This is a genomic window from Mesorhizobium sp. B2-5-11, from assembly GCF_006440835.1.
Taxonomy (GTDB): domain Bacteria; phylum Pseudomonadota; class Alphaproteobacteria; order Rhizobiales; family Rhizobiaceae; genus Mesorhizobium.
The window spans coordinates 344,220-362,894 of the sequence record NZ_VFUK01000002.1; the positions used below are offsets into that span (position 1 = coordinate 344,220).

An 18,675-nucleotide genomic window follows, 5' to 3' on the forward strand; every position below is an offset into this window, starting at 1 on the left:
CGAAAGAGTTAATGGTTTGTTAAAATGGTAGTAAAGCTGCGTTAATCTAAATTATCTTTCTTAGCCTTAAAATACAAAAAATCGATTTTACTCATATACGGAGTAGATGACTGCCGGCATACGCTATTTCCGGATAGAGTTATTCTTATTTAGCGTAACAAGGGAAGATTCTGACGCGATCAGTCCAGCCCGTCCCGAGCGAGGCTGACCACGAGGTGGTCGAGGCTCGGGTCATCGAGCTTGACGACGTGCGCCATGCGGATCGCCTGCCGCGGGCCGATGGATACGTCCTGCCGCATGATGACCGACACGAAGGCCGGCCCGGCTTCCGTTAGAAGCATGGCCTTGCCAATCAGTACCGGTTCCGAGATGGGAGCCCACTGCACCGAGATCAGCGATGGTTCACCGGTCTGGCGGCGATTGACGCCGCTGAAGTAGATCCAGTTCAGGCGCGAGATCGCCACGCCGTAATGATTGCCGCGCGCCCGCGCCCATGTCGTTCCCCGGCGCTCCGACCATCCGGTAACCCTTCGGAACGTCACCAGCTCCGCGTCGCGCCGCACGAAGGTCACCGACCGCATCAACAGGTCGGGGCGGGCCGGGATCGAAAAATAGGTGAAGTAGGTGCCGCCCGCGATCGACGGGGCGGGCGGCCGGATCATTTGGTTGAACAGGCTTTCGGAAATCGGTGGCAGGCCGCGAACCGGAGGCTTCGGCGCGCCCGGTTCCCGGTACAATTCGGCTTCGTCGATGCGGAAATAGTCGCAGATCAGCTTGGCTGTCGCTTTGTTCGGAACAGTCTGTCCCTGAAGGTAGCGTTCGAACTGCGTGCGATTGATGCCCAGTTCCCGGCATACCGCGCTTACCGAGGCATGCTCCTTACAGAGCCGTCTGAGATTTGCAGCGAGATACTCGCGAATTGACACGTTTTGCTTCCGCGGGCGGGTTCTTCATATCGACTTCCAAATCCGTATAGCGCCTTCAGCCGCCCCCACCGAAACGCCTTGCTACAACACACAGAAAAAACTGATTTGGTAATGTCACTCTAATGGGGTGGATTCCAAAAAAAATAGCGCGATTCCATAGCGATCACCGCCATAAGTCCAATTGACAGGCGTTTGCCCCGGAAGGCTCTCGCAATCCTTCATGATGGACGGAAAAGGGCGTCAGTGTCGTGACATTTCGCACCGTAGCCACCGACGTGGCTTCGGCTGTTGCAATGCAGCGAAGAGAAGAAAACGACTATCCCGCTGGTGGAGCTGAGGGGGATCGAACCCCTGACCTCGTCATTGCGAACGACGCGCTCTCCCAGCTGAGCTACAGCCCCGTCCAGCGGATGGCGCATTTATCGGGCACGGCAGTTTTCTGTCAAGGCGACGTTTTGCCGAAATCCTGGCGGCCGAAGCCTGCCCTTGCCGGTTTCGCGCGCAATGGCTACATGTCGGCAACAATTGGAGACCGGCATGCTCGCCCTCATTCAAACAATCGTCATGGCGCTCGACCTCTATTGGTGGGTCATCATCATCTCGGCGATCTTTTCCTGGCTCTATGCCTTCAACGTCGTCAACTCGCGCAACCAGTTTGTCGGCAGCATCGGCAATATGCTCTACCGGCTGACCGAACCGGCGCTCAGGCCGATCCGACGTTTCATGCCGGACCTTGGCGGTATCGACATCTCGCCGATCATCCTGCTGCTGATCCTGTTCTTCCTCAGGCAGTTCCTGCTCACCACCGTGGCACCGCTGGTGCTGTGAACCCGATGCTCGCATGAGTGCCCCGTTCCGCATCCGCGAGAACGGCATCGAATTGTTCGTCCGGCTGACACCGAAGTCTTCCATGGACAGGTTCGAAGGCATCGAGACATCGGCTGATGGGCGAAGCCATTTGAAGGCACGGGTCCGCGCCGTACCCGAAAACGGCGCCGCCAATCAAGCGCTGGAGAAGCTGGCCGCCAAGACTCTTGGAGTGCCGGCCTCAGCCGTTTCGGTTGTCGCCGGCGGCACGGCACGGCTCAAGACGCTGCGCGTGACGGGTGAACCCCAGGTGCTGATGCAGCGCATCGAGGCGCTCAGTGCTTCGGCCTGAAGTTCAATCGCCCAGCGGCAAACGCGGATCGTCGACCTTCAGCGTGTTCACGCTCTGCTTGATGCGGCGCAAATTCTCCAGCACCTTCGGGCCGCGCGTCTCGGCCACCGACGTGACGATCATGTCGACGATCGCCAGCAGCGCATAGCGCGACGATGTCGGCTTGTAGATGTTGCCGTCCTCGAGCGGCTGCAAATGGATGACGGTGTCGGCGGCCCTGGCCAATGCCGAGTCCGGCGCGGTGACGGCGACCGTTGTGGCGCCATATTGCTGCGCGACCTGCACCGCCTCGATGACCGACCGTGCATAGCCGGAAACCGAGAAGGCGACCAGCGTGGTGTCGGGCGTGGCCACGGCGGCGTACATGCGCTGCAATTGCCCGTCGATCTGCGCCAGCACCGGCAGGCCCAGCCTGAACAGCCGGTTCTGCATTTCGGTCGCCATCATCGAGGAAATGCCGCCGGAGCCGACGCACAGCACGTTGCCTGACGTGGCAATGCGCGCGGCGACATCGACCAGCGTCGTCATGTCGAGGTTTTCGCTGGCGCGCTGGATGGCCGATATCGCCGCCTCGGTGATGGCCGATGCGATGCGCTGCTCGCGGGCGTCGCGGCTCAGCGGCTCGGGCGACAGATACTGGCCGCCGATGGCGATCGCCTGCGCCAAGTAGAACTTGAAGTCGCGCAGGCCTTCGCAGCCGAGATTGCGGCAGAAGCGGGTCACCGTCGGCTCGCTGACACCGACGCGCGCGGCGATCTCCGAGATCGCCGCCTTGGAGGCGAAATCGAGATCGGACAGGACCAGGCCCGCCAACCGGCGATCCGACTTGGTGCCGTCCTGCGACATCAGCTGCAACCGGGTGATGATGTCGGCCGGTGTCTTCATGCCGGTGTCTTCACGCTTGTGCTTTCATAGAGGCAGGCCCGTCGCCTTCTCGAAAAGATGGATGTTGCGCGGCTCGACCGAGACCGGCAGGCGGTCGCCGGGCTTCACCTGCATCCGGTCTCGGAAGACGACGCGCACCGTATCGTTGCCGATAGCGCCGTAGACATGGGTTTCGGAGCCCGTCGGCTCGACGACGTCCACTTTGATGGTCATCGCGTCGGCAGCTTCGCCGATGACAAAATGTTCGGGCCGGATGCCGGCCTCCACCGCACCGCCTGTCGGCACCTCTTTGCCGCCAAGCGCAAGCCTTCCGCCGCCGGTCGATTCGAACCAGCTGTTCGTGGCCGTCGTCTTGAGGGACCCGGAAACGAAACTCATCGAGGGCGAGCCGAGAAAGCCGGCGACGAACTTGTTGGCCGGCCGGTCATAGAGCTCCAGCGGCGACCCGACCTGCTGGATCCGGCCGCGATCCATCACCACGATGCGGTCGGCCATGGTCATGGCCTCGATCTGATCGTGAGTGACGTAGACGACCGTCGATTTCAGTCTCTGGTGCAGCGCCTTGATCTCGGTGCGCATCTGCACCCGCAACTGCGCGTCGAGGTTGGACAGAGGTTCGTCGAACAGGAAGACCGAGGGTTCGCGCACGATGGCGCGGCCCATGGCGACGCGCTGGCGCTGACCGCCCGACAATTGCCGGGGGTAACGGTCGAGATAGGAGAACAGGTTGAGGACGCCGGATGCCTTCTTGACCTTGTCCTCGACCGCGGCGCGGCTCTCGCCGCGGATTTTCGGTCCGAAGCCGATATTGTCGGAGGCCTTGAGATGCGGAAACAGCGCATACGACTGGAAGACCATGGCGATGTTGCGCTGCTGTGGCGGCAGGTCGTTGGCGCGCACGCCGCCAATGACGAGATCGCCCGAGCTTATCGTTTCCAGTCCAGCCAGCATGCGCAGCAAGGTCGACTTGCCGCACCCGGACGGGCCGACCAGCACGACGAATTCGCCGCTCTCGATGTCGAGGTCGATGTTCTCGAGGATGCTGTGCTGGCCGAAGGATTTCGAAAGATCGCGGAACTGGACGTCGGTCATGGTCACGCTCCCAATATGTCGTCGATGAACGGCAGGCAGCCGGCGGTCAGGCCGGCATCCACCGGCATCACCACGCCCGTTACGCCGGACGCCCGGTCGGAGGCAAGAAACGCCACGGCTTCCGCCACCTCCGAGGCATTGACGATGCGGCCGAGCGGATAGAGCCGTTGGAGCTTGCCGAGAATGTCGGGGTTCTTGGCCAGGCGATGATCCCAGGCGGCGGTACGGATCGATCCCGGACAGACGACATTGGCGCGAACGCCGCTGCGGCCGAGCTCGACGGCGATCGCCTTGGCATAGGCGTTGATGCCGGCCTTGGCGGCGGCATAGGCAGGATTGCCGAAATGGGCGATGGCGTTGACGGAAGAAATGAAGACGACGCTGCCCGAACCGCGCGCCGCCATCGCCTTCACCAGCGGGTCGGCAAAAGTCATCACGCCGGTCAGGTTGAGGTCGAGTTCCTGCTCTATCCTGTCGGCCGTCAATGCGCCGAGCGTCTCCGCGCGCGTCCAGCCGGCATTGTTGATCAGGATGTCGGGCACGCCGTCCTTGTCGAGCACGGCCGCGACGGCTGCCTCGACCGAAACCCGGTCGAGAAGGTTGAAGACATGGCGCGAGGCGAGGTGCGGGCTTGCCAACGCCTCCTCCGATTGATCGCAACCGACCACCCGCGCGCCTCTTCCGGCCAGCAACGCGACGATCGCCGAGCCGAGGCCACCGCCGGCGCCCGTGACAACGACAGTGCGGCCTTCGAACTCGGCTTTCGAAACCACGGCGCTTGCTCCTCCGGCAGTTCGAGCAATTCCAGGAAAGTGTATACGGTTTTCGGTCCGGAATTGCGTCAAAACAAAGAGTTAGAGTGGTTCTCCGTTTCCATGAAACGGTGAACTGCTCTAGGCAGATGTCGGCAGGCTAGTGAATGGAATGTAATTAAGCAACACGATAATCTGCTTGCGTGCGGCCAGATCCTCGATAATGTAGGAAAGTCACATAATCCTGCGCCAACATCGGCGTGAGGAGCGCAAAAGCGCGGAACAAAATGGGAGAGATCGGATGAGCATTGCGAAATGGACTGTCGGCTTGATGGCCGGAATGAGCATGCTGGCCTTCGCGGCACAGGCGCAAGCCGGCGAGGTGCGCGTCACGGTCGCCGAATACAGCGCCAAGACCGGCCCCTACTTCGAGGAGGTCAAGAAGGAGTTCGAGGCAAAGAACCCCGGCATCACGGTCAAGTTCGAAGTGGTGCCGTGGGATGTGCTCTTGCAGAAGCTGACCACCGACATCACCGCCGGCACCAATGCGGATCTCTCGATCATCGGCACGCGCTGGCTGATCGACTTCGTGCAGCAGGACGTCGCCGAGCCGCTCGACAGCTACATCACGCCAGACTTCAAGGGCCGTTTCATCGACACGTTCCTGTCGCCTTCGATCATGGACGGCAAGACCTACGGCCTGCCGATCGCAGCTTCGGCGCGCGCCATGTATTACAACAAGGAGCTGTTCGAGAAAGCAGGCATCGCCAAGCCGCCGGCCAATTGGACCGAGCTGCAGGAGGACGCCCGCAAGATCAAGGCGCTGGGGTCCGGCACATTCGGCTTCGGCCTGCAGGGCAAGGAGATCGAGACCGACGTTTATTATTATTATGCGATGTGGTCATACGGCACCGAGATCCTCAACAAGGACGGCACATCGGGCTTGAGCACGCCTGGCGCGCTCGAAGCCGCCAAGCTCTACAAGTCGATGATCGACGAGGGCCTGACGGAGCCCGGCGTCACCTCCAACAACCGTGAGGACGTTCAGAACCTGTTCAAGCAGGGCAAGGTCGGCATGATGATCACCGCACCCTTCCTGTCCAACCAGATCAAGGACGAGGCGCCGAGCCTCAAATACGGCGTGGCGGCTATACCCGCCGGCCCGACGGGCGCGCGCGGCACCTACGGCGTCACCGATTCCATCATCATGTTCAAGAACTCCAAGAACAAGGACGAGGCCTGGAAGCTGCTCGACTTCCTGTTCACCACGGAGCAGCGCGCCAAGTTCACGCAAGGCGAAGGCTTCCTGCCGGTGAACAAGGAAGAGGCCAAGATGGACTATTACGTCAACAATGCCGACCTCGCCGCCTTCACCGCGCTGTTGCCCGATGCGCGCTTCGCGCCGGTCATTCCGGGCTGGGAGGAGATCGCCCAGATCACGTCGGATGCGATCCAGAAGATATACCTCGGCGGCGACCCGGAGGCGGGTTTGAAGGATGCGGCGGCGAAGGCCAACGCCGTGCTGAAGAAATAGGGCGTATCTCCCTGCGCCCGTGGCGCGCCCCACTCAGGCGGGGCGCGCCACATCTTTGGTCTCCCGATCCGAAATCCGCATAAGCAGAACCTTCCGATCCCGTGCGCCGAGGTTACAGGCCAGCCGATGCAAAATCGTTTCCTGCCTTATCTGCTGACCTTGCCCAGCCTGTTCCTGGCGGCAATCGTGATCTTCTGGCCGGTCTGGGACCTGATCCAGATCGCCACGCATGACGTCAACCGCTTCGGCCAGCTGCGCGAATTCAGCGGCCTTGCCAATTTCGCCGCCCTCACCACCGATCCCGATTTCGTCGCGGCACTGTGGCGCACGGGGATATGGACCGTGCTGGTGGTTGGCGGCGCGCTGCTTCTGTCGATCCCGGTCGCGATCATCCTCAACACCGATTTTTACGGCCGCGGCCTTGCCCGCGTCATCATCATGCTGCCCTGGGCGGTGTCGCTGACCATGACGGCGGTGGTCTGGCGCTGGGCGCTGAGCGGCGAAAGCGGCATGCTGAATTCGGCGCTGCTCGGCCTCGGCCTGATCGATCACAATGTCCAATGGCTGGCCAGCGCCGAGACGGCGTTCCCGATGCAGGTGCTGATCGGCATATTGGTGACGGTGCCGTTCACCACGACGATCTTCCTCGGCGGCCTGTCTTCGATTCCGGACGATCTCTACGAGGCCGCCGCGCTCGAAGGAGCGACGCCGGCACAGCAGTTCCGCGAAATCACCTTTCCGCTCCTGAAGCCGTTCATCAACATCGCCATCGTGCTCAACACCATCTACGTCTTCAATTCCTTTCCGATCATCTGGGTAATGACGCAGGGCGGGCCGGCCAATTCGACCGACATCCTGGTCACCCACCTCTACAAGCTCGCCTTCCGCATCGGCAAACTGGGGGAGGCTTCCGCCGTGTCGCTGGTGATGTTCGCCATATTGCTGGTCTTCACCATGATCTATGTGCGCCTCGCCATGCGGGAGCAGCGCGCATGAGGAGCAAGCTGAAGCGTACCGTCATCGCCTGGCTGCTGCTGGCGCCTTTGATCGTGGTGACGATCTTTCCCTTCGCGGTGATGTTCCTGACCGCGGTCAAGCCGCGGCAGGAGGTGCTGTCGCCGACATGGTGGCCGAGCGAATTCCGCTGGTCGAATTTTTCCGACATGTGGGTGGCGACCGGCTTCGGCCGGGCGCTCGCCAATTCGCTCTATGTCTCGGTGATCGCCACCGTCGGCGCCATCCTGATCTCCGTGCCGGCGGCCTATGCCATGTCGCGCTTTCGTTTTGCCGGCTATGGCGCCTTCCGCCAGTTCCTGCTGATCTCGCAGATGATCTCGCCGATCGTGCTGGTGCTGGGCCTGTTCCGGTTGATGGCCGCCTGGGGGCTGGTCGAATCGACAACCGCGCTCGGCTTCATCTACATGGCCTTCAACGTCGCCTTCACCGTGTGGATGCTGCAGAGTTATTTCGACACCATCCCGCGCGATCTCGAGGAGGCGGCCTGGATGGAAGGCGCCGGCCGCTGGCTGACGCTGCGCAAAGTGTTTCTGCCGCTCTGCCTGCCGGCCATTGCCGTCACCGCCATCTTCACCTTCATCAACGCCTGGAACGAATTCGTCGTGGCGCTCACCATGCTGCGCAGCCAGGAGAGCTACACGCTGCCGATCCAGGTGTTCTCGCTGGTCGCCGGGCGCTACACCATCGAATGGCACCACGTCATGGCCGCCACGCTGCTGGCGACGCTGCCGGTGGCGATCCTGTTCATCTGGCTGCAGCGCTACCTCGTGCGGGGGCTGGCGCTCGGAGCCGTCAAATAGCAATTCCATGAGAAAGTATATGGCGGTTTTCCGTCCGGAATTGCGAGAGCGAAGAGTAACCTGTCCACGGAGCTTTCATGCGCATCTTCACCGCCTCGCTGGCGACGGAAACCAACACCTTCTCGCCGGTGCCGACCGACAGGGCATCGTTCGAGATGGCCTTCTATGCCGGGCCGGGCAAGCATCCGGAGACGCCGACGCTGTGCTCCTCGCCGATCGTCGCGCTGCGCCGGCGCCCGGCCGCAGAGGGATTGACCGTCATCGAGGGCACCGCCACCTGGGCCGAGCCCGGCGGGCTGGTGCAGCGGCAGACCTACGAGGCGCTGCGCGACGAGATTCTGGGCCAGCTCAGGGCGGCGCTGCCGGTCGAGGCCGTCATTCTCGGCCTGCATGGCGCCATGGTGGCGCAAGGCTACGACGATTGCGAGGGCGACCTGCTCGAACGGGTGCGCGAGGTCGTCGGGCCTGGCGTGGTGATCGCTTGCGAGTTCGATCCGCACAGCCATCTCACGCCCAAACGCGTGGCGGCCTGTAATGTCATGGCCTACTTCCTCGAATTCCCGCACACCGACTTCTATGAGCGCGGCGAACATGTCGTCGAGCTTGGCCTCGCCGCGGCGCGCGGGGAGATCAAGCCCGTCATCTCGACCTTCGACTGCCGCATGATCCAGGTGCTGCCGACCAGCCGCGAACCGATGCGCTCCTTCGTCGACCGCATCAAGGCGCTGCACGGCAGGGACGGCGTGCTGTCGGTCTCGGTCATCCATGGCTTCATGGCGGCGGATGTGCCCGAAATGGGCACGCGCATCCTCGTCGTCACCGACAATGACAAGGCCAAGGGCGACGCGCTGGCCGAAACGCTGGGCCGCGAGCTCTACGCGATGCGCGAAAAGACGGCGATGACGATGCTGAGCGCCGGCGATGGCATCGATCGGGCGCTGGCGGTGCACGCTGAAAAGCGCGGCAGGCCGGTGGTCATCGCCGACATCTGGGACAATCCGGGCGGCGGCGTGCCGGGTGACGGCACCATCGTGCTGCGGGAGCTTTTGGCCCGCGGCATCGACAATGTCGGCGTGGCGACGATCTGGGATCCGGTCGCCGTGACCTTCTGCCGGGCCGCGGGCGAGGGCGCCGTCATCGACCTGCGTTTCGGCGGCAAGTCCGGGCCCCAGGCCGGCGAGCCGATCGACGCCCGTGTCACAGTGCTGAAAGTTCTCGCCGAAGGTTGGCAGAGCTTCGGGCCGAGCCGGGTGACGCTCGGGCCCGCCGCGTTGATCCGCATCGAGGGCACCGAGGTCGACATCATCCTCAACACCAACCGTACGCAGACCTTCGAGCCGGACATTTTTTCCAACATCGGCGTCGATCCGCTGGCCAAGGACATGCTGCTGATCAAATCGACCAACCATTTCTACGCCGGCTTCGAACCGATCGCCGCCGAGATCATCTATCTCTCGGCGCCGAGCGCGTATCCCAGCAATCCGGCGGTGACGGATTACAGGAAACTGAAGCGGGCGATCTGGCCAAGGGTGGCGGATCCCTGGAAGCAGCCGATCTCCCCTACAAGGGGGGAAATTGGCTGATCACACCAGCCCCCGCTTCACCATCATGGCTTCCGGCGACGGCATCTTGCCGCGAAACGCGGTGTAGAGTTCTTCCGGATCCTTCGAGCCGCCGGCGGCATAGATGTTCTTTCTCAGCCGCTCGGCCAGCGCGGGATTGAAGGGGTCGCCCGTCTCCTCGAAAGCGGCGAAGGCGTCGGCGTCGAGTACTTCCGACCACATGTAGGAATAGTAGCCGGCCGAATAGCCCTCGCCGGCAAAGACATGGCCGAAATGCGGCGTGCGGTGGCGCATCGCGATGGTGTCGGGCATGTCGAGTTTTTCGAGCGTTTCGGCCTCGAAACGAAGTGGCTGCTCAGGCGCGTCGGGCCTTGCATGGAAGGCCATGTCGATCAGCGCCGAGGCGGTGAATTCCACCGTGGCAAAGCCAGCCCCGAAAGTGCGCGCCGCCAGCATCTTGTCGAGCAGAGCCTTCGGCATCGGCTTGCCGGTCTTGACATGCAAAGCGTGCTTTTCCAGCACCGCCGGCACGGTCAGCCAGTGTTCGTAGAGCTGCGAGGGCAGTTCGACGAAATCGCGGCTGACGGAAGTGCCCGACACCGAAGGCCAGGTGACATCGGTCAGCATGCCGTGCAGGGCATGGCCGAATTCATGGAACAAGGTCTTCGCCTCGTCCACCGACAGCAGCGCCGGCTCGCCCACGGGCGGCTTGGCGAAATTCATGATGTTGTAGATGATCGGGCTCGCGCCGGGGCCCAGGCGGTAGCCTGATTTCAGTGCGCTCATCCAGGCCCCGGAGCGTTTCGACGGCCGCGCGAAATAGTCGGCCAGGAACAGGCCGCGCTCGCTGCCATCGGCATTCTTCACCACGAACACACGCGCGTCCGGATGCCAGGCGGCAATGCCTTTCCTCTCTTCGAAGGTGATGCCGAACAGTCTTGTCGCGACGTCGAAACAGGCATCGATGATCCGGTCGAGCTGGAGATAGGGCTTCAATTCCGCCTCGTCGAAGGCGAATTTCTCCGCGCGCAGCTTCTCCTGGTAGAAACGCCAATCCCAGGCGGCGAATTTTTCGTTGCTGCCGGCTTCCGCCGCCAGCCGTTCCAGCTCCTTTTGGTCGTCGGCGGCCTTTTCCAGCGCCTTTTCCCATACGGGATCGAGCAGGTCGTGCACCGCCTTGGGCGTCTTGGCCATGGTGTCGTCGAGCTTCAGCGCCGCGAAGGAGCCGTAGCCGAGCAGCTTCGCCTTCTCGGCGCGCAGCTTCAGCATGTCGCGCACGACGGCTGTATTGTCCGTCGCGCCGCCATTCTGGCCGCGCATGGTGAAGGCGCGAAAGGCGATCTCGCGCAAGTCGCGGCGCTCCGAGAAGGTCGAGAACGGCTCGTAGATCGAGCGCGACAAGGTGACGGCGTAGCGGCCTTTCTGGCCGCGCATCTCGGCGGCTTCGGCCATCGAGCTCTTCACGAAATCCGGCAGGCCGGCCAGGTCGGCCTCGTCGAGGAACAGCGCCCAGTCGCGTTCGTCGGCAAGCACGTTCTGGCCGAAGCTGGTGCCGAGCGACGACAGCTCCTCGTTGATCCCTGCCAGCCGCTTCTTGCCCTCGGCGTCGAGTTTCGCGCCCGAGCGGACAAAAGCCTTCCAGGTCTTTTCCAGAACCCGCAGCGTCTCGGCATCGAGCTTGAGCGTCTCGCGGCGCTGGTAAAGATCGTCGATGCGGGCAAAGAGCCTTTCATTCATCGAGATCGCCGAGAAATGCCTCGACATCCTTGGCGAGATGTCGCGCTCCAGCGCCTGGATGTCCTCGTTGGTGTGGGCCCCGGCACGGCACCAGAAGATCGACGAGACATGGTCGAGCGCTTCGCCGGCGAGCTCCAGGGCTTGAAGCGTGTTCTCGATGGTCGGCGTATCCTCGTTCGCGGCGATGGCCTCGATCTCGGCCTCATGCGCCTTCAGCGCCGCGTCGAAGACGGGTGCGAACTCATCGTCGCCAAATCGGGCGAAATCGGGCAGGCCGAGTGGCCCTTGCCACGTGGTCAGCGGATGGGCGGCGAGGTCGACGGCTTTCGTGGCGGGCATGGATTGTCTTTCGGGCTGGCAGGTCGGGAGGGGCTGAAATCACCGATGTAGGGCGCTCGTCAGGCGCGCGCAACAGCGCCGCCGGTCAGTAGGCTTCGCAGCTTTCCGCAAGCGCTTTCTGCGTGCTGGCCGTGATGCGGTCGCCCGCTATGGCGAAGGTCTCATGCATCAGCATGTCATTGTCGGGGAAGTCGTAGCAGGCGATCACCGTGGTGACGCCGCCTTCGTTCTTCTCGATCCGGTGTCGGATCGCGGCACCCGCAACCGCACCTTTCCATTCGTCGAGCGAGGCGATGAACTCCTGCTTTCCCTGCACGATGCCGAGGTCGTCGAGTTCGATGCGCACATTGTCGGCGAGCAGGTCGGAAAGTTCGGTACGGTCGGCGACCAGCAGGGCCGAATACCAGCGGCTGATGATGGCGCCGTCATCGGCGCGGGCGGCCATGATCGCCATCAGCAGTGCGGCGACGGTGAACATGACCGGCCGGATGTTCATTGCCTGGCGTGCCGTTTCGGTCACTCCAGCACCGGGCGCTCGAAATCGCCGGTTTCCTTGTTCATCACCCAGAGCTCGCCGGTCGAAATGTCGAACCAGGCACCGTGCAGCGACAGCCGCCCCTTGCCCTCAAGGATCGAGACGCAGGGAAAGGTCCTGAGATTGGCGAGGGAATAGCGGATCGAGATGCGCTCCAGCGCCGTCTGGCGCTCCGTCGCAGTCATGAAGGTGCTGGCCGACACGGTCTCGGCGGCCGGCGCGATCAGGCTCATCCATTTGCCGATGAAATCGCCCGGCGACAGTGGCGCGGAATTGGCGTCGAGCGCGGCACGGATACCGCCGCAGCGGCCATGGCCCATGACAACGATGTTCTTGACCTTGAGGCTCTGCACCGCGAATTCGAGCGCGGCCGAGGTCGAGTGGAACTCGCCGTCCGGCTCGTAAGGCGGCACCAGATTGCCGACATTGCGCAGCACGAAGAGTTCGCCGGGCCCTGCGTCGAAGATCGCCTCGGGAGCCGAGCGGGAATCGCAGCACGCGACGATCATGGTTTCCGGCGCTTGCCCCTCCCGGGCGAGCTCGCGATAGCGGCCGCTCTCGGTGAGATAGCGACCGTTCATGAAATTGCGGTAGCCGGCAAGAAGGTGGTCGGGAAGGTGAGGCATGGGCGGCTTTCCGGGTTGGAGGCGGCAGCTCGTTGCGGTCGAGAAAACGCTCTAGCGGTAAAAGCCCGTCGCGAGCAATGCAGAATTGTGGGGTTGGTGAGAAATGCCCTGCGTCAGGCGCAAAGCTGGGCAATGTTGTCACGCCCAGATGGCGACCGGTATGCCAAAGCCGTCGGTAAGTGGCGGGTCGGGAAACGGCCGTGCCGTGCAGGCGGCGATGCGGCCGGCGATCAGCATCATCGCCGCCGCATCGAGGAAATCGTCAGCGGCCGCACCGCGCGGCGGCGCCTGATCGAGGAAGTCTATGGCATAGCCGTGCCGGCTAAGCAGCGCCTTGCGTTCCGCCATGCCGGCCGGATTGATGCTGCCCTTGACCTTCTTCGGCAGCAGCATGGCCTGCCCGCCGTTGAGCCGACAGAAAGCCACTTCCGGATGCGATTCGAAGACGCGGCCACGCAGTTCGGGCCGCGAGATCAGCAACGTATCGATCTCGCGTATTTTGCCAAAGATGCCGAATGCCTGGATCGAAACGCCGCGCGGCGGATCGGATGTCGTCCTGGCCACGTCGCTCGCCCGGCGGTGCGCGGCGTACCAGGCTTCGATCGAAGTGAACTCGGCGGTATCGGCGTAGAGTGCCGCACGAGAGGGGATCGAGAAGACGCTGGATTGGCGTGGCCCGAGCAGCGACCTGACCTGCGCCTCCGGTCCGCGCCCGCCCTTGCTCGAAAATTCAGGCAGGCCGATCGGCATGTCGACGGCGACGATCGCGTCGTCGGGAACCGCAGCGAGCAGCATGGCGAAGCTGGCGAAAATTTCGACGGAGGGCAATGAGCCGGGTGCACGTCGAACGACGATCCAGCCGGCCTTGCAGCCGTCGACGCCGGCAACAACGACTTCGGCCGATGTCACGCGCGGCGGTCCCGCCCCGGATGCGTGAGACGGCGAAGCTGCACCATCGCCATCGGGTGCGACAGGCTCTGCGCATCGGTTTCGAGCTGCAATTCGTCGCCGCCGCGTTTGGCCGTGCGCGCCAGGATCTCGTAGACCGCCGCCGTCGTCGATTGCAGCGCCTTGATCGCCGGCTGGCCGGAGAGGATGCGCGCCAGGTAGACCGCCGCTGTCAGGTCGCCCAAACCGTTCGGCGGCTTGTCGATGACGCGGTGCTCGGCGAGCAGCGCCTGGCTGCCGTCGAGCAGAAGATTCCCGGTGCCGCCTGAAATCATCGACGGCGCCGAGGTGACCAGCATGGTTGAAGGCCCCGCATGGAGCGCCGCGGCCATCACCGACTTCAGGTCGGGCAACGGCACGCCGGCCATCCATTCCAGCTCATAGCGGTTAGGGGTAGCAATGTCGGCGATCGGCATCAGCCGGTCGCGCATGGCGATCGCCGTCGGCTCCGGCACATAGAGCCCGCCCGAATCGCCCATTACCGGATCGCAGATATAGACGGCGTCGGGCGTCCTCGCCTTGACCGCAGCGACCAGCGAGGCGACGGCTTCGGCCTGGCCGGCCTCGCCGAGATAGCCCGACAGCACCGCCCCGACCTCGCCCAGCCACGGCGCGCGCTCCAGATCGGCCATCAATGCCTTGAACTGATCGAGCGGCGGCACGATGCGGGTCGCGCGCCCATGGCCGGGATGCCAGGGCAGGATGATTGTCGGCACCGCCCATACCGGGAAACCCAGCGATTCCAGCGCAAAGACGGCGGCGCGATTGCCGACCGAGCCGCGTGCGACATGGCTGGAAATGACGATGACCGCGCGCGGCGCGTCGGCTTGCTCGGTGCTCATTGGAATCCTAACTGCCCCGGGTGAGGAAAAGCACGAGCCAGACCATCAGGCCCAGCGCCAGCAGCAGCCCAATTATCCGGCCAATGCGCGTGCCCCAGACTTCGATCGGATCCGCGCGGTCGGCATCGGCCGCCGCGACGTGGTCGCGAACGGCCTTCGCGGTCCGCGCCGCGAGCGAAGTGGCGGCCGGATCGGTTTCGCGCGCGACGCGCTCGAGGATGCGGCGCGATTCGGTGTCGCTGTCCTGGCGCTGCACCATGATGCTGTCCTGTTTCGTGGCGACCTTACCGCGTTCGCTCCGTCAATTACAGCGCCTTGCGACCGACCGTAACCCCATCGGTAACCGTCTGCGCCGAGGTCGTTTTCTTGCGCGCCGATTGTGGTAATGCTTCGCATGCAACTTCTACCGAGGGGACCGATCATGTTTGCCCAGCGCCTTGCTTTCCCGACATTCCGCACGCTGCCCGCCTTGCTGGTGATGGCCGTCATGCTGCCGCTGCTTGCCGGCTGCGGCTACAACACCATCCCGACGGCGGAGGAGAACGCCACGGCGGCGTGGAGTGAGGTGCTGAACCAGTATCAACGCCGCGCCGACCTCATCCCCAACCTGGTCGAGACGGTCAAGGGCTACGCCTCGCACGAAAAGGACACGCTTGACGCGGTGGTCGAGGCGCGCGCCAAGGCGACGCAGGTCACGGTAACGCCAGAAACGTTGAAGGATCCCGAAGCCCTCAAGAGGTTCCAGGATGCCCAGGCAGGGCTGACCAGCGCGCTGTCGCGGCTGCTTGCTGTGTCGGAGGCATACCCGGACCTGAAGGCCAACCAGAACTTCCTGGCGCTGCAGGCGCAGCTCGAAGGTACCGAGAACCGCATCGCGGTGGCGCGGCGTGACTACATCCAGGCGGTCAGGGACTACAATCTGACGCTGCGGACCTTCCCCTCGGTGCTGTGGGCGACGTTCTGGTTCCGCGGCAACGAGCCCTTCGCCAATTTCACGGTCGAGGAGGACAAATTGCAGACGCCGAAGGTCGATTTCGGCACGAAACAGGGCGGATGATTGCCGGATTCCGACGTGGTGATCCTGCTCGCCAATGAGGGACGACGCGCCATGTATCGCGTCGCTGTCCTGCTCCTCGTTCTCGTGGTGCCATTTGCGGCCCTCGCCGCCGAGCTCCCGGCGCTGACCGGCCGTGTCGTCGACAATGCAGGCATCATCGATGCGGCGACCAGGGCGGCACTGACGCAGAAGCTTGCCGATTTCGAGACGAAGGGCTCCGATCAGATCGTCGTCGCCACCATTCCCAGTCTCGGCGGCGAGGAGATCGAGCCCTATGCCAACCGGCTGTACCGGTTCTGGAAACTCGGCCAGGCGAAGGAGAACAACGGCGTGCTGCTTCTGGTCGCGCCGAACGACCGCAAGATGCGCATCGAGGTCGGCTACGGGCTGGAAGGCACGCTGACCGACCTGCACACCAAGCTGATCATCGAAAACGACATGGTGCCGGCCTTCCGTGCCGGCGATTTCTCCGGCGGCATCACCAAGGCCGTCGACGACATGATCATGGTGCTCAACGGCAATCCCGAGGAGCTGGAAGCACGCGGCAAGCGCAACCAGCAGGCGCCGTTCAATTCCGACGATTTGTTCTTCGCCATCTTCATCGGCATCTGGGCGCTCATCTTCTTCGGCAGCATAGCGGCCTCGGTGTTGCCGCCGATCTTCGGCCAGAAGATCGGTCCCGGCCGTTACCGCTGGCTCGGCATGACGTTCGAGCCGAGCCGGCGATCGTCGGGTGGCGGCTGGTCGTCAGGTGGCGGCGGCTGGTCGGGCGGCGGCGGCTGGTCCTCGGGCGGTAGCGGCGGTGGTTTCTCCGGCGGTGGGGGCTCTTCCGGCGGCGGCGGCTCTTCGGGAAGCTGGTGAGAGGGATCATGGCGATACGACCGATCAGCCCGCAGGACCATGAGCGCATCGCCGGGGCGATCCGCGCCGCCGAATCAAGGACCGACGGCGAAATCTACTGCGTGGTGGCGCATGCCAGCGGCAACTACTTCTTTCCGGCTGCCTTCGTGGCGGCTCTCGCCACGCTGCTGGTCAGCCTCGCCGTCGCCTATGGGCTCGAGGCCTGGTGGCTCACCATCCGTCTGCCGCACTTCGTCATTGCCCAGCTTCTGGCGCTGGCCTGCTTTCTTTTGCTGTTATGGGCCTTTCCGGGGCTGCGCATCCATATGGTGCCGAGACGGCTGCGCTATCAGACCGCGCATGACAACGCACTGAAGCAGTTCCTGGCCCGCAACGTCCACCGCACGACCGCGCGCACCGGCGTGCTGGTCTTCGTCTCGGTCACCGAGCGCTACGCCGAGGTGGTCGCCGATTCAGGCATCGACGCCAAGGTCGGCCAGCATGTCTGGGACGATGTGGTGCGCGAGCTTACCGCACATGCCGGCGACGACCGGCTTGCCGACGGCTTCGTCAAGGCGATCCGATCGGTTGGAGCGGTGCTCGCCGAGCACTTCCCGGTCACGTCGGGCGACACCAACGAGCTCGACGATCATCTGGTCGAGATTTGAGCTCCACCGACAGCCTCGAACGCGCATCGCGCAGGCGATGACGGCCTGTGAGAAAGCGTCCTCCGGACTGCCCGGACTCTTGCATTCGAGCGATGCGGGTTTATGGTTAACAAATCATGAATACGCTGAGCATCGATATCCGCAAAGCCGAATCGCGCGACGCCGCGGCGATCGCCGACGTGCATTTGCAGGCTTGGCGCGGCGCCTATAGCGGCATCATCCCGCACCGCACCCTGACATCGATGATCAACCGTCGCGGCGCCGACTGGTGGGCCAATGCCATCCGCCGCGCCGCCACCGTCCTGGTGATCGAGATTGGCGGCACGGTTGCCGGCTACGCCACGATCGGCAAGAACCGGGCCCGCGAACTCAAGCAGCAGGGCGAGATCTATGAATTGTACCTGCGGCCGGAATATCAGGGCATCGGGCTCGGCAGCCGGCTTTTCAAGGCGGCACGGGCGCGGCTTGCCGACCACGGATTGAAGGGCACGGTGGTGTGGGCGCTGGAAGACAATCAGAACGCGCTCGCCTTCTATTCCGGCGCCGGCGGCCGCGATATCGCCGAAGGCGTCGAGATATTCGAGCAGAAGGCGCTGAAGAAGGTTGCTTTCGTCTGGGAATGACCGGCGAGGAACGATCGCGTAAGCGGCGCGAAGCGCAACCTACGCAATCACGACACTGAAACATCTTCTGCTAATGATTGAACGCATTGAATGCCATTGCGTCTTGCTGGGCGTTCTTGAGCACCATTCGCCGCATTGCACCATTTTGCGCCGCCCGCTATCGGTCTGCCAATCGAGAGAGGGATAAGTCATGCGTATTGAAGCCATCGCCACCGGAAAGAATCCGCCCGAGGACGTCAACGTCATCATCGAGGTGCCGATCGGCGGCGAGCCGATCAAATACGAGATGGACAAGGAGGCCGGCACGCTGTTCGTCGACCGTTTCCTGCACACCTCGATGCGCTATCCCGGCAATTACGGCTTCGTTCCGCACACGCTGTCTGGCGACGGCGATCCGATCGACGTGCTGGTCTGCAACACGCGCGCGCTGGTGCCCGGCTGCGTCATCAATGTGCGGCCGATCGGCGTGCTGATCATGGAAGACAATGCCGGCCAGGACGAGAAGGTCATCGCCGTGCCGTCGCCGAAGCTGACGTTGCGTTACGAGAACGTCACCGAATACACGCAGCTGCCCGAGATCACCCGCGATCAGGTGCAGCACTTCTTCGAGCACTACAAGGATCTCGAACCCGGCAAATGGGTCAAGATCGAGGGCTGGTACGATTCCAAATACGCCAAGAAGATGATCGTCGACGCGATCGAGCGGGCCAAGGCAAGCAAGTAGGCCGGCCAG

General features: G+C 63.4%; 21 protein-coding genes and 1 tRNA gene. 11 read left to right on the plus strand and 11 right to left on the minus strand.

What is annotated here, in order from left to right; translation table 11 throughout:
* Positions 1–179: 179 nt before the first annotated feature.
* Together FJ490_RS08850 and FJ490_RS08855 are read right to left on the minus strand one after the other, a co-directional pair.
* A complete protein-coding gene (locus tag FJ490_RS08850) occupies positions 180–926 on the minus strand; it encodes a helix-turn-helix transcriptional regulator (RefSeq protein WP_140728678.1) in 747 nt (248 codons plus the stop codon).
* Positions 927–1,251: 325 nt separating this feature from the next.
* Positions 1,252–1,327 (minus strand) — tRNA-Ala (locus FJ490_RS08855).
* Positions 1,328–1,463: 136 nt separating this feature from the next.
* On the opposite strand from FJ490_RS08855, the gene FJ490_RS08860 reads away from it, so the two are divergent.
* Entirely contained in the window at positions 1,464–1,754 is a 291-nt protein-coding gene (locus tag FJ490_RS08860) for a YggT family protein (RefSeq protein WP_140492518.1), read from the plus strand.
* A 13-nt stretch (positions 1,755–1,767) separates the two neighbouring features.
* Positions 1,768–2,085 (plus strand): DUF167 domain-containing protein, encoded by a 318-nt coding sequence (locus FJ490_RS08865; protein WP_140513996.1) that lies wholly within the window; start codon positions 1,768–1,770, stop codon positions 2,083–2,085.
* Between the two features lie 3 nt (positions 2,086–2,088).
* On the opposite strand, the gene FJ490_RS08870 is transcribed toward FJ490_RS08865, so the two are convergent.
* From FJ490_RS08870 to FJ490_RS08880, 3 genes are read right to left on the minus strand one after another with little or no spacing between them, the layout of a single operon-like run.
* Entirely contained in the window at positions 2,089–2,970 is an 882-nt protein-coding gene (locus FJ490_RS08870) for a MurR/RpiR family transcriptional regulator (protein WP_140492512.1), read from the minus strand.
* 24 nt (positions 2,971–2,994) lie between these two features.
* Positions 2,995–4,062 (minus strand): sn-glycerol-3-phosphate ABC transporter ATP-binding protein UgpC, encoded by a 1,068-nt coding sequence (ugpC, locus tag FJ490_RS08875; RefSeq protein WP_140728679.1) that lies wholly within the window; start codon positions 4,060–4,062, stop codon positions 2,995–2,997.
* Between the two features lie 2 nt (positions 4,063–4,064).
* A complete protein-coding gene (locus FJ490_RS08880; protein ID WP_140563922.1) occupies positions 4,065–4,835 on the minus strand; it encodes an SDR family oxidoreductase in 771 nt (256 codons plus the stop codon).
* Positions 4,836–5,115: 280 nt separating this feature from the next.
* On the opposite strand from FJ490_RS08880, the gene FJ490_RS08885 reads away from it, so the two are divergent.
* The 4 genes from FJ490_RS08885 to FJ490_RS08900 all read left to right on the plus strand — a co-directional run bounded on the left by FJ490_RS08885 (position 5,116) and on the right by FJ490_RS08900 (position 9,748).
* Positions 5,116–6,348 carry a sugar ABC transporter substrate-binding protein gene (locus FJ490_RS08885; RefSeq protein WP_140554802.1) on the plus strand — a complete coding sequence of 411 codons (1,233 nt, stop codon included), beginning with the start codon at positions 5,116–5,118 and terminating at the stop codon, positions 6,346–6,348.
* A 126-nt stretch (positions 6,349–6,474) separates the two neighbouring features.
* Complete coding sequence (locus FJ490_RS08890; RefSeq protein WP_140492500.1) at positions 6,475–7,344, plus strand: sugar ABC transporter permease; 870 nt, start codon at positions 6,475–6,477, stop codon at positions 7,342–7,344.
* Positions 7,341–8,165, plus strand: coding sequence for a carbohydrate ABC transporter permease (locus FJ490_RS08895; RefSeq protein ID WP_140728680.1), 825 nt, complete (start codon positions 7,341–7,343; stop codon positions 8,163–8,165). Before FJ490_RS08890 ends, FJ490_RS08895 begins: the two co-directional genes overlap by 4 nt.
* A gap of 77 nt (positions 8,166–8,242) precedes the next feature.
* Positions 8,243–9,748, plus strand: a complete 1,506-nt coding sequence (locus FJ490_RS08900) for a M81 family metallopeptidase (RefSeq protein WP_140728681.1) — start codon at positions 8,243–8,245, stop codon at positions 9,746–9,748.
* On the opposite strand, the gene FJ490_RS08905 is transcribed toward FJ490_RS08900, so the two are convergent.
* From FJ490_RS08905 to FJ490_RS08930, 6 genes are all read right to left on the minus strand, one after another.
* On the minus strand, positions 9,749–11,803 hold the full coding sequence (locus FJ490_RS08905) for a M3 family metallopeptidase (protein WP_140728682.1): 2,055 nt from the start codon (positions 11,801–11,803) through the stop codon (positions 9,749–9,751).
* 85 nt (positions 11,804–11,888) lie between these two features.
* Positions 11,889–12,299, minus strand: coding sequence for a nuclear transport factor 2 family protein (locus FJ490_RS08910; RefSeq protein WP_181165207.1), 411 nt, complete (start codon positions 12,297–12,299; stop codon positions 11,889–11,891).
* A 20-nt stretch (positions 12,300–12,319) separates the two neighbouring features.
* On the minus strand, positions 12,320–12,964 hold the full coding sequence (locus tag FJ490_RS08915; RefSeq protein WP_140492485.1) for a carbonic anhydrase: 645 nt from the start codon (positions 12,962–12,964) through the stop codon (positions 12,320–12,322).
* Positions 12,965–13,102: 138 nt separating this feature from the next.
* Positions 13,103–13,873, minus strand: coding sequence for a DUF429 domain-containing protein (locus FJ490_RS08920; protein ID WP_140524621.1), 771 nt, complete (start codon positions 13,871–13,873; stop codon positions 13,103–13,105).
* Entirely contained in the window at positions 13,870–14,754 is an 885-nt protein-coding gene (pdxY, locus tag FJ490_RS08925; protein ID WP_140524619.1) for a pyridoxal kinase PdxY, read from the minus strand. The genes FJ490_RS08920 and pdxY overlap by 4 nt, the downstream gene beginning before the upstream one ends.
* A gap of 7 nt (positions 14,755–14,761) precedes the next feature.
* Positions 14,762–15,013: a hypothetical protein gene (locus FJ490_RS08930; protein ID WP_140492477.1), complete on the minus strand. Its 252-nt coding sequence runs from the start codon at positions 15,011–15,013 to the stop codon at positions 14,762–14,764.
* Positions 15,014–15,175: 162 nt separating this feature from the next.
* Here FJ490_RS08930 and FJ490_RS08935 point away from each other — a divergent pair, with 162 nt between their 5' ends.
* The 5 genes from FJ490_RS08935 (at position 15,176) to ppa (ending at position 18,666) form a co-directional block, all read left to right on the plus strand.
* Positions 15,176–15,811, plus strand: coding sequence for a LemA family protein (locus tag FJ490_RS08935; RefSeq protein ID WP_140728683.1), 636 nt, complete (start codon positions 15,176–15,178; stop codon positions 15,809–15,811).
* A 51-nt stretch (positions 15,812–15,862) separates the two neighbouring features.
* Entirely contained in the window at positions 15,863–16,672 is an 810-nt protein-coding gene (locus FJ490_RS08940) for a YgcG family protein (RefSeq protein ID WP_181165206.1), read from the plus strand.
* A gap of 8 nt (positions 16,673–16,680) precedes the next feature.
* The gene (locus FJ490_RS08945) at positions 16,681–17,319 is read left to right on the plus strand and encodes a TPM domain-containing protein (protein WP_140514007.1); all 639 of its coding nucleotides are present in this window, start codon (positions 16,681–16,683) and stop codon (positions 17,317–17,319) included.
* A gap of 116 nt (positions 17,320–17,435) precedes the next feature.
* On the plus strand, positions 17,436–17,942 hold the full coding sequence (locus FJ490_RS08950) for a GNAT family N-acetyltransferase (protein ID WP_140492466.1): 507 nt from the start codon (positions 17,436–17,438) through the stop codon (positions 17,940–17,942).
* Between the two features lie 190 nt (positions 17,943–18,132).
* Positions 18,133–18,666 carry an inorganic diphosphatase gene (gene ppa, locus FJ490_RS08955; RefSeq protein ID WP_140728684.1) on the plus strand — a complete coding sequence of 178 codons (534 nt, stop codon included), beginning with the start codon at positions 18,133–18,135 and terminating at the stop codon, positions 18,664–18,666.
* Positions 18,667–18,675: the final 9 nt, after the last annotated feature.

Bases quoted from the DNA above. Each gene is read 5' to 3' on its own strand.
- FJ490_RS08860 (WP_140492518.1), top strand. From the start codon at position 1,464: ATGCTCGCCCTCATTCAAACAATCGTCATGGCGCTCGACCTCTATTGG.
- FJ490_RS08865 (WP_140513996.1), top strand. From the start codon at position 1,768: ATGAGTGCCCCGTTCCGCATCCGCGAGAACGGCATCGAATTGTTCGTC.
- FJ490_RS08870 (WP_140492512.1), bottom strand. From the start codon at position 2,970: ATGAAGACACCGGCCGACATCATCACCCGGTTGCAGCTGATGTCGCAG.
- ugpC (WP_140728679.1), bottom strand. From the start codon at position 4,062: ATGACCGACGTCCAGTTCCGCGATCTTTCGAAATCCTTCGGCCAGCAC.
- FJ490_RS08885 (WP_140554802.1), top strand. From the start codon at position 5,116: ATGAGCATTGCGAAATGGACTGTCGGCTTGATGGCCGGAATGAGCATG.
- FJ490_RS08890 (WP_140492500.1), top strand. From the start codon at position 6,475: ATGCAAAATCGTTTCCTGCCTTATCTGCTGACCTTGCCCAGCCTGTTC.
- FJ490_RS08895 (WP_140728680.1), top strand. From the start codon at position 7,341: ATGAGGAGCAAGCTGAAGCGTACCGTCATCGCCTGGCTGCTGCTGGCG.
- FJ490_RS08900 (WP_140728681.1), top strand. From the start codon at position 8,243: ATGCGCATCTTCACCGCCTCGCTGGCGACGGAAACCAACACCTTCTCG.
- FJ490_RS08905 (WP_140728682.1), bottom strand. From the start codon at position 11,803: ATGCCCGCCACGAAAGCCGTCGACCTCGCCGCCCATCCGCTGACCACG.
- FJ490_RS08910 (WP_181165207.1), bottom strand. From the start codon at position 12,299: ATGAACATCCGGCCGGTCATGTTCACCGTCGCCGCACTGCTGATGGCG.
- FJ490_RS08915 (WP_140492485.1), bottom strand. From the start codon at position 12,964: ATGCCTCACCTTCCCGACCACCTTCTTGCCGGCTACCGCAATTTCATG.
- pdxY (WP_140524619.1), bottom strand. From the start codon at position 14,754: ATGAGCACCGAGCAAGCCGACGCGCCGCGCGCGGTCATCGTCATTTCC.
- FJ490_RS08930 (WP_140492477.1), bottom strand. From the start codon at position 15,013: ATGGTGCAGCGCCAGGACAGCGACACCGAATCGCGCCGCATCCTCGAG.
- FJ490_RS08935 (WP_140728683.1), top strand. From the start codon at position 15,176: ATGTTTGCCCAGCGCCTTGCTTTCCCGACATTCCGCACGCTGCCCGCC.
- FJ490_RS08940 (WP_181165206.1), top strand. From the start codon at position 15,863: ATGTATCGCGTCGCTGTCCTGCTCCTCGTTCTCGTGGTGCCATTTGCG.
- FJ490_RS08945 (WP_140514007.1), top strand. From the start codon at position 16,681: ATGGCGATACGACCGATCAGCCCGCAGGACCATGAGCGCATCGCCGGG.
- FJ490_RS08950 (WP_140492466.1), top strand. From the start codon at position 17,436: ATGAATACGCTGAGCATCGATATCCGCAAAGCCGAATCGCGCGACGCC.
- ppa (WP_140728684.1), top strand. From the start codon at position 18,133: ATGCGTATTGAAGCCATCGCCACCGGAAAGAATCCGCCCGAGGACGTC.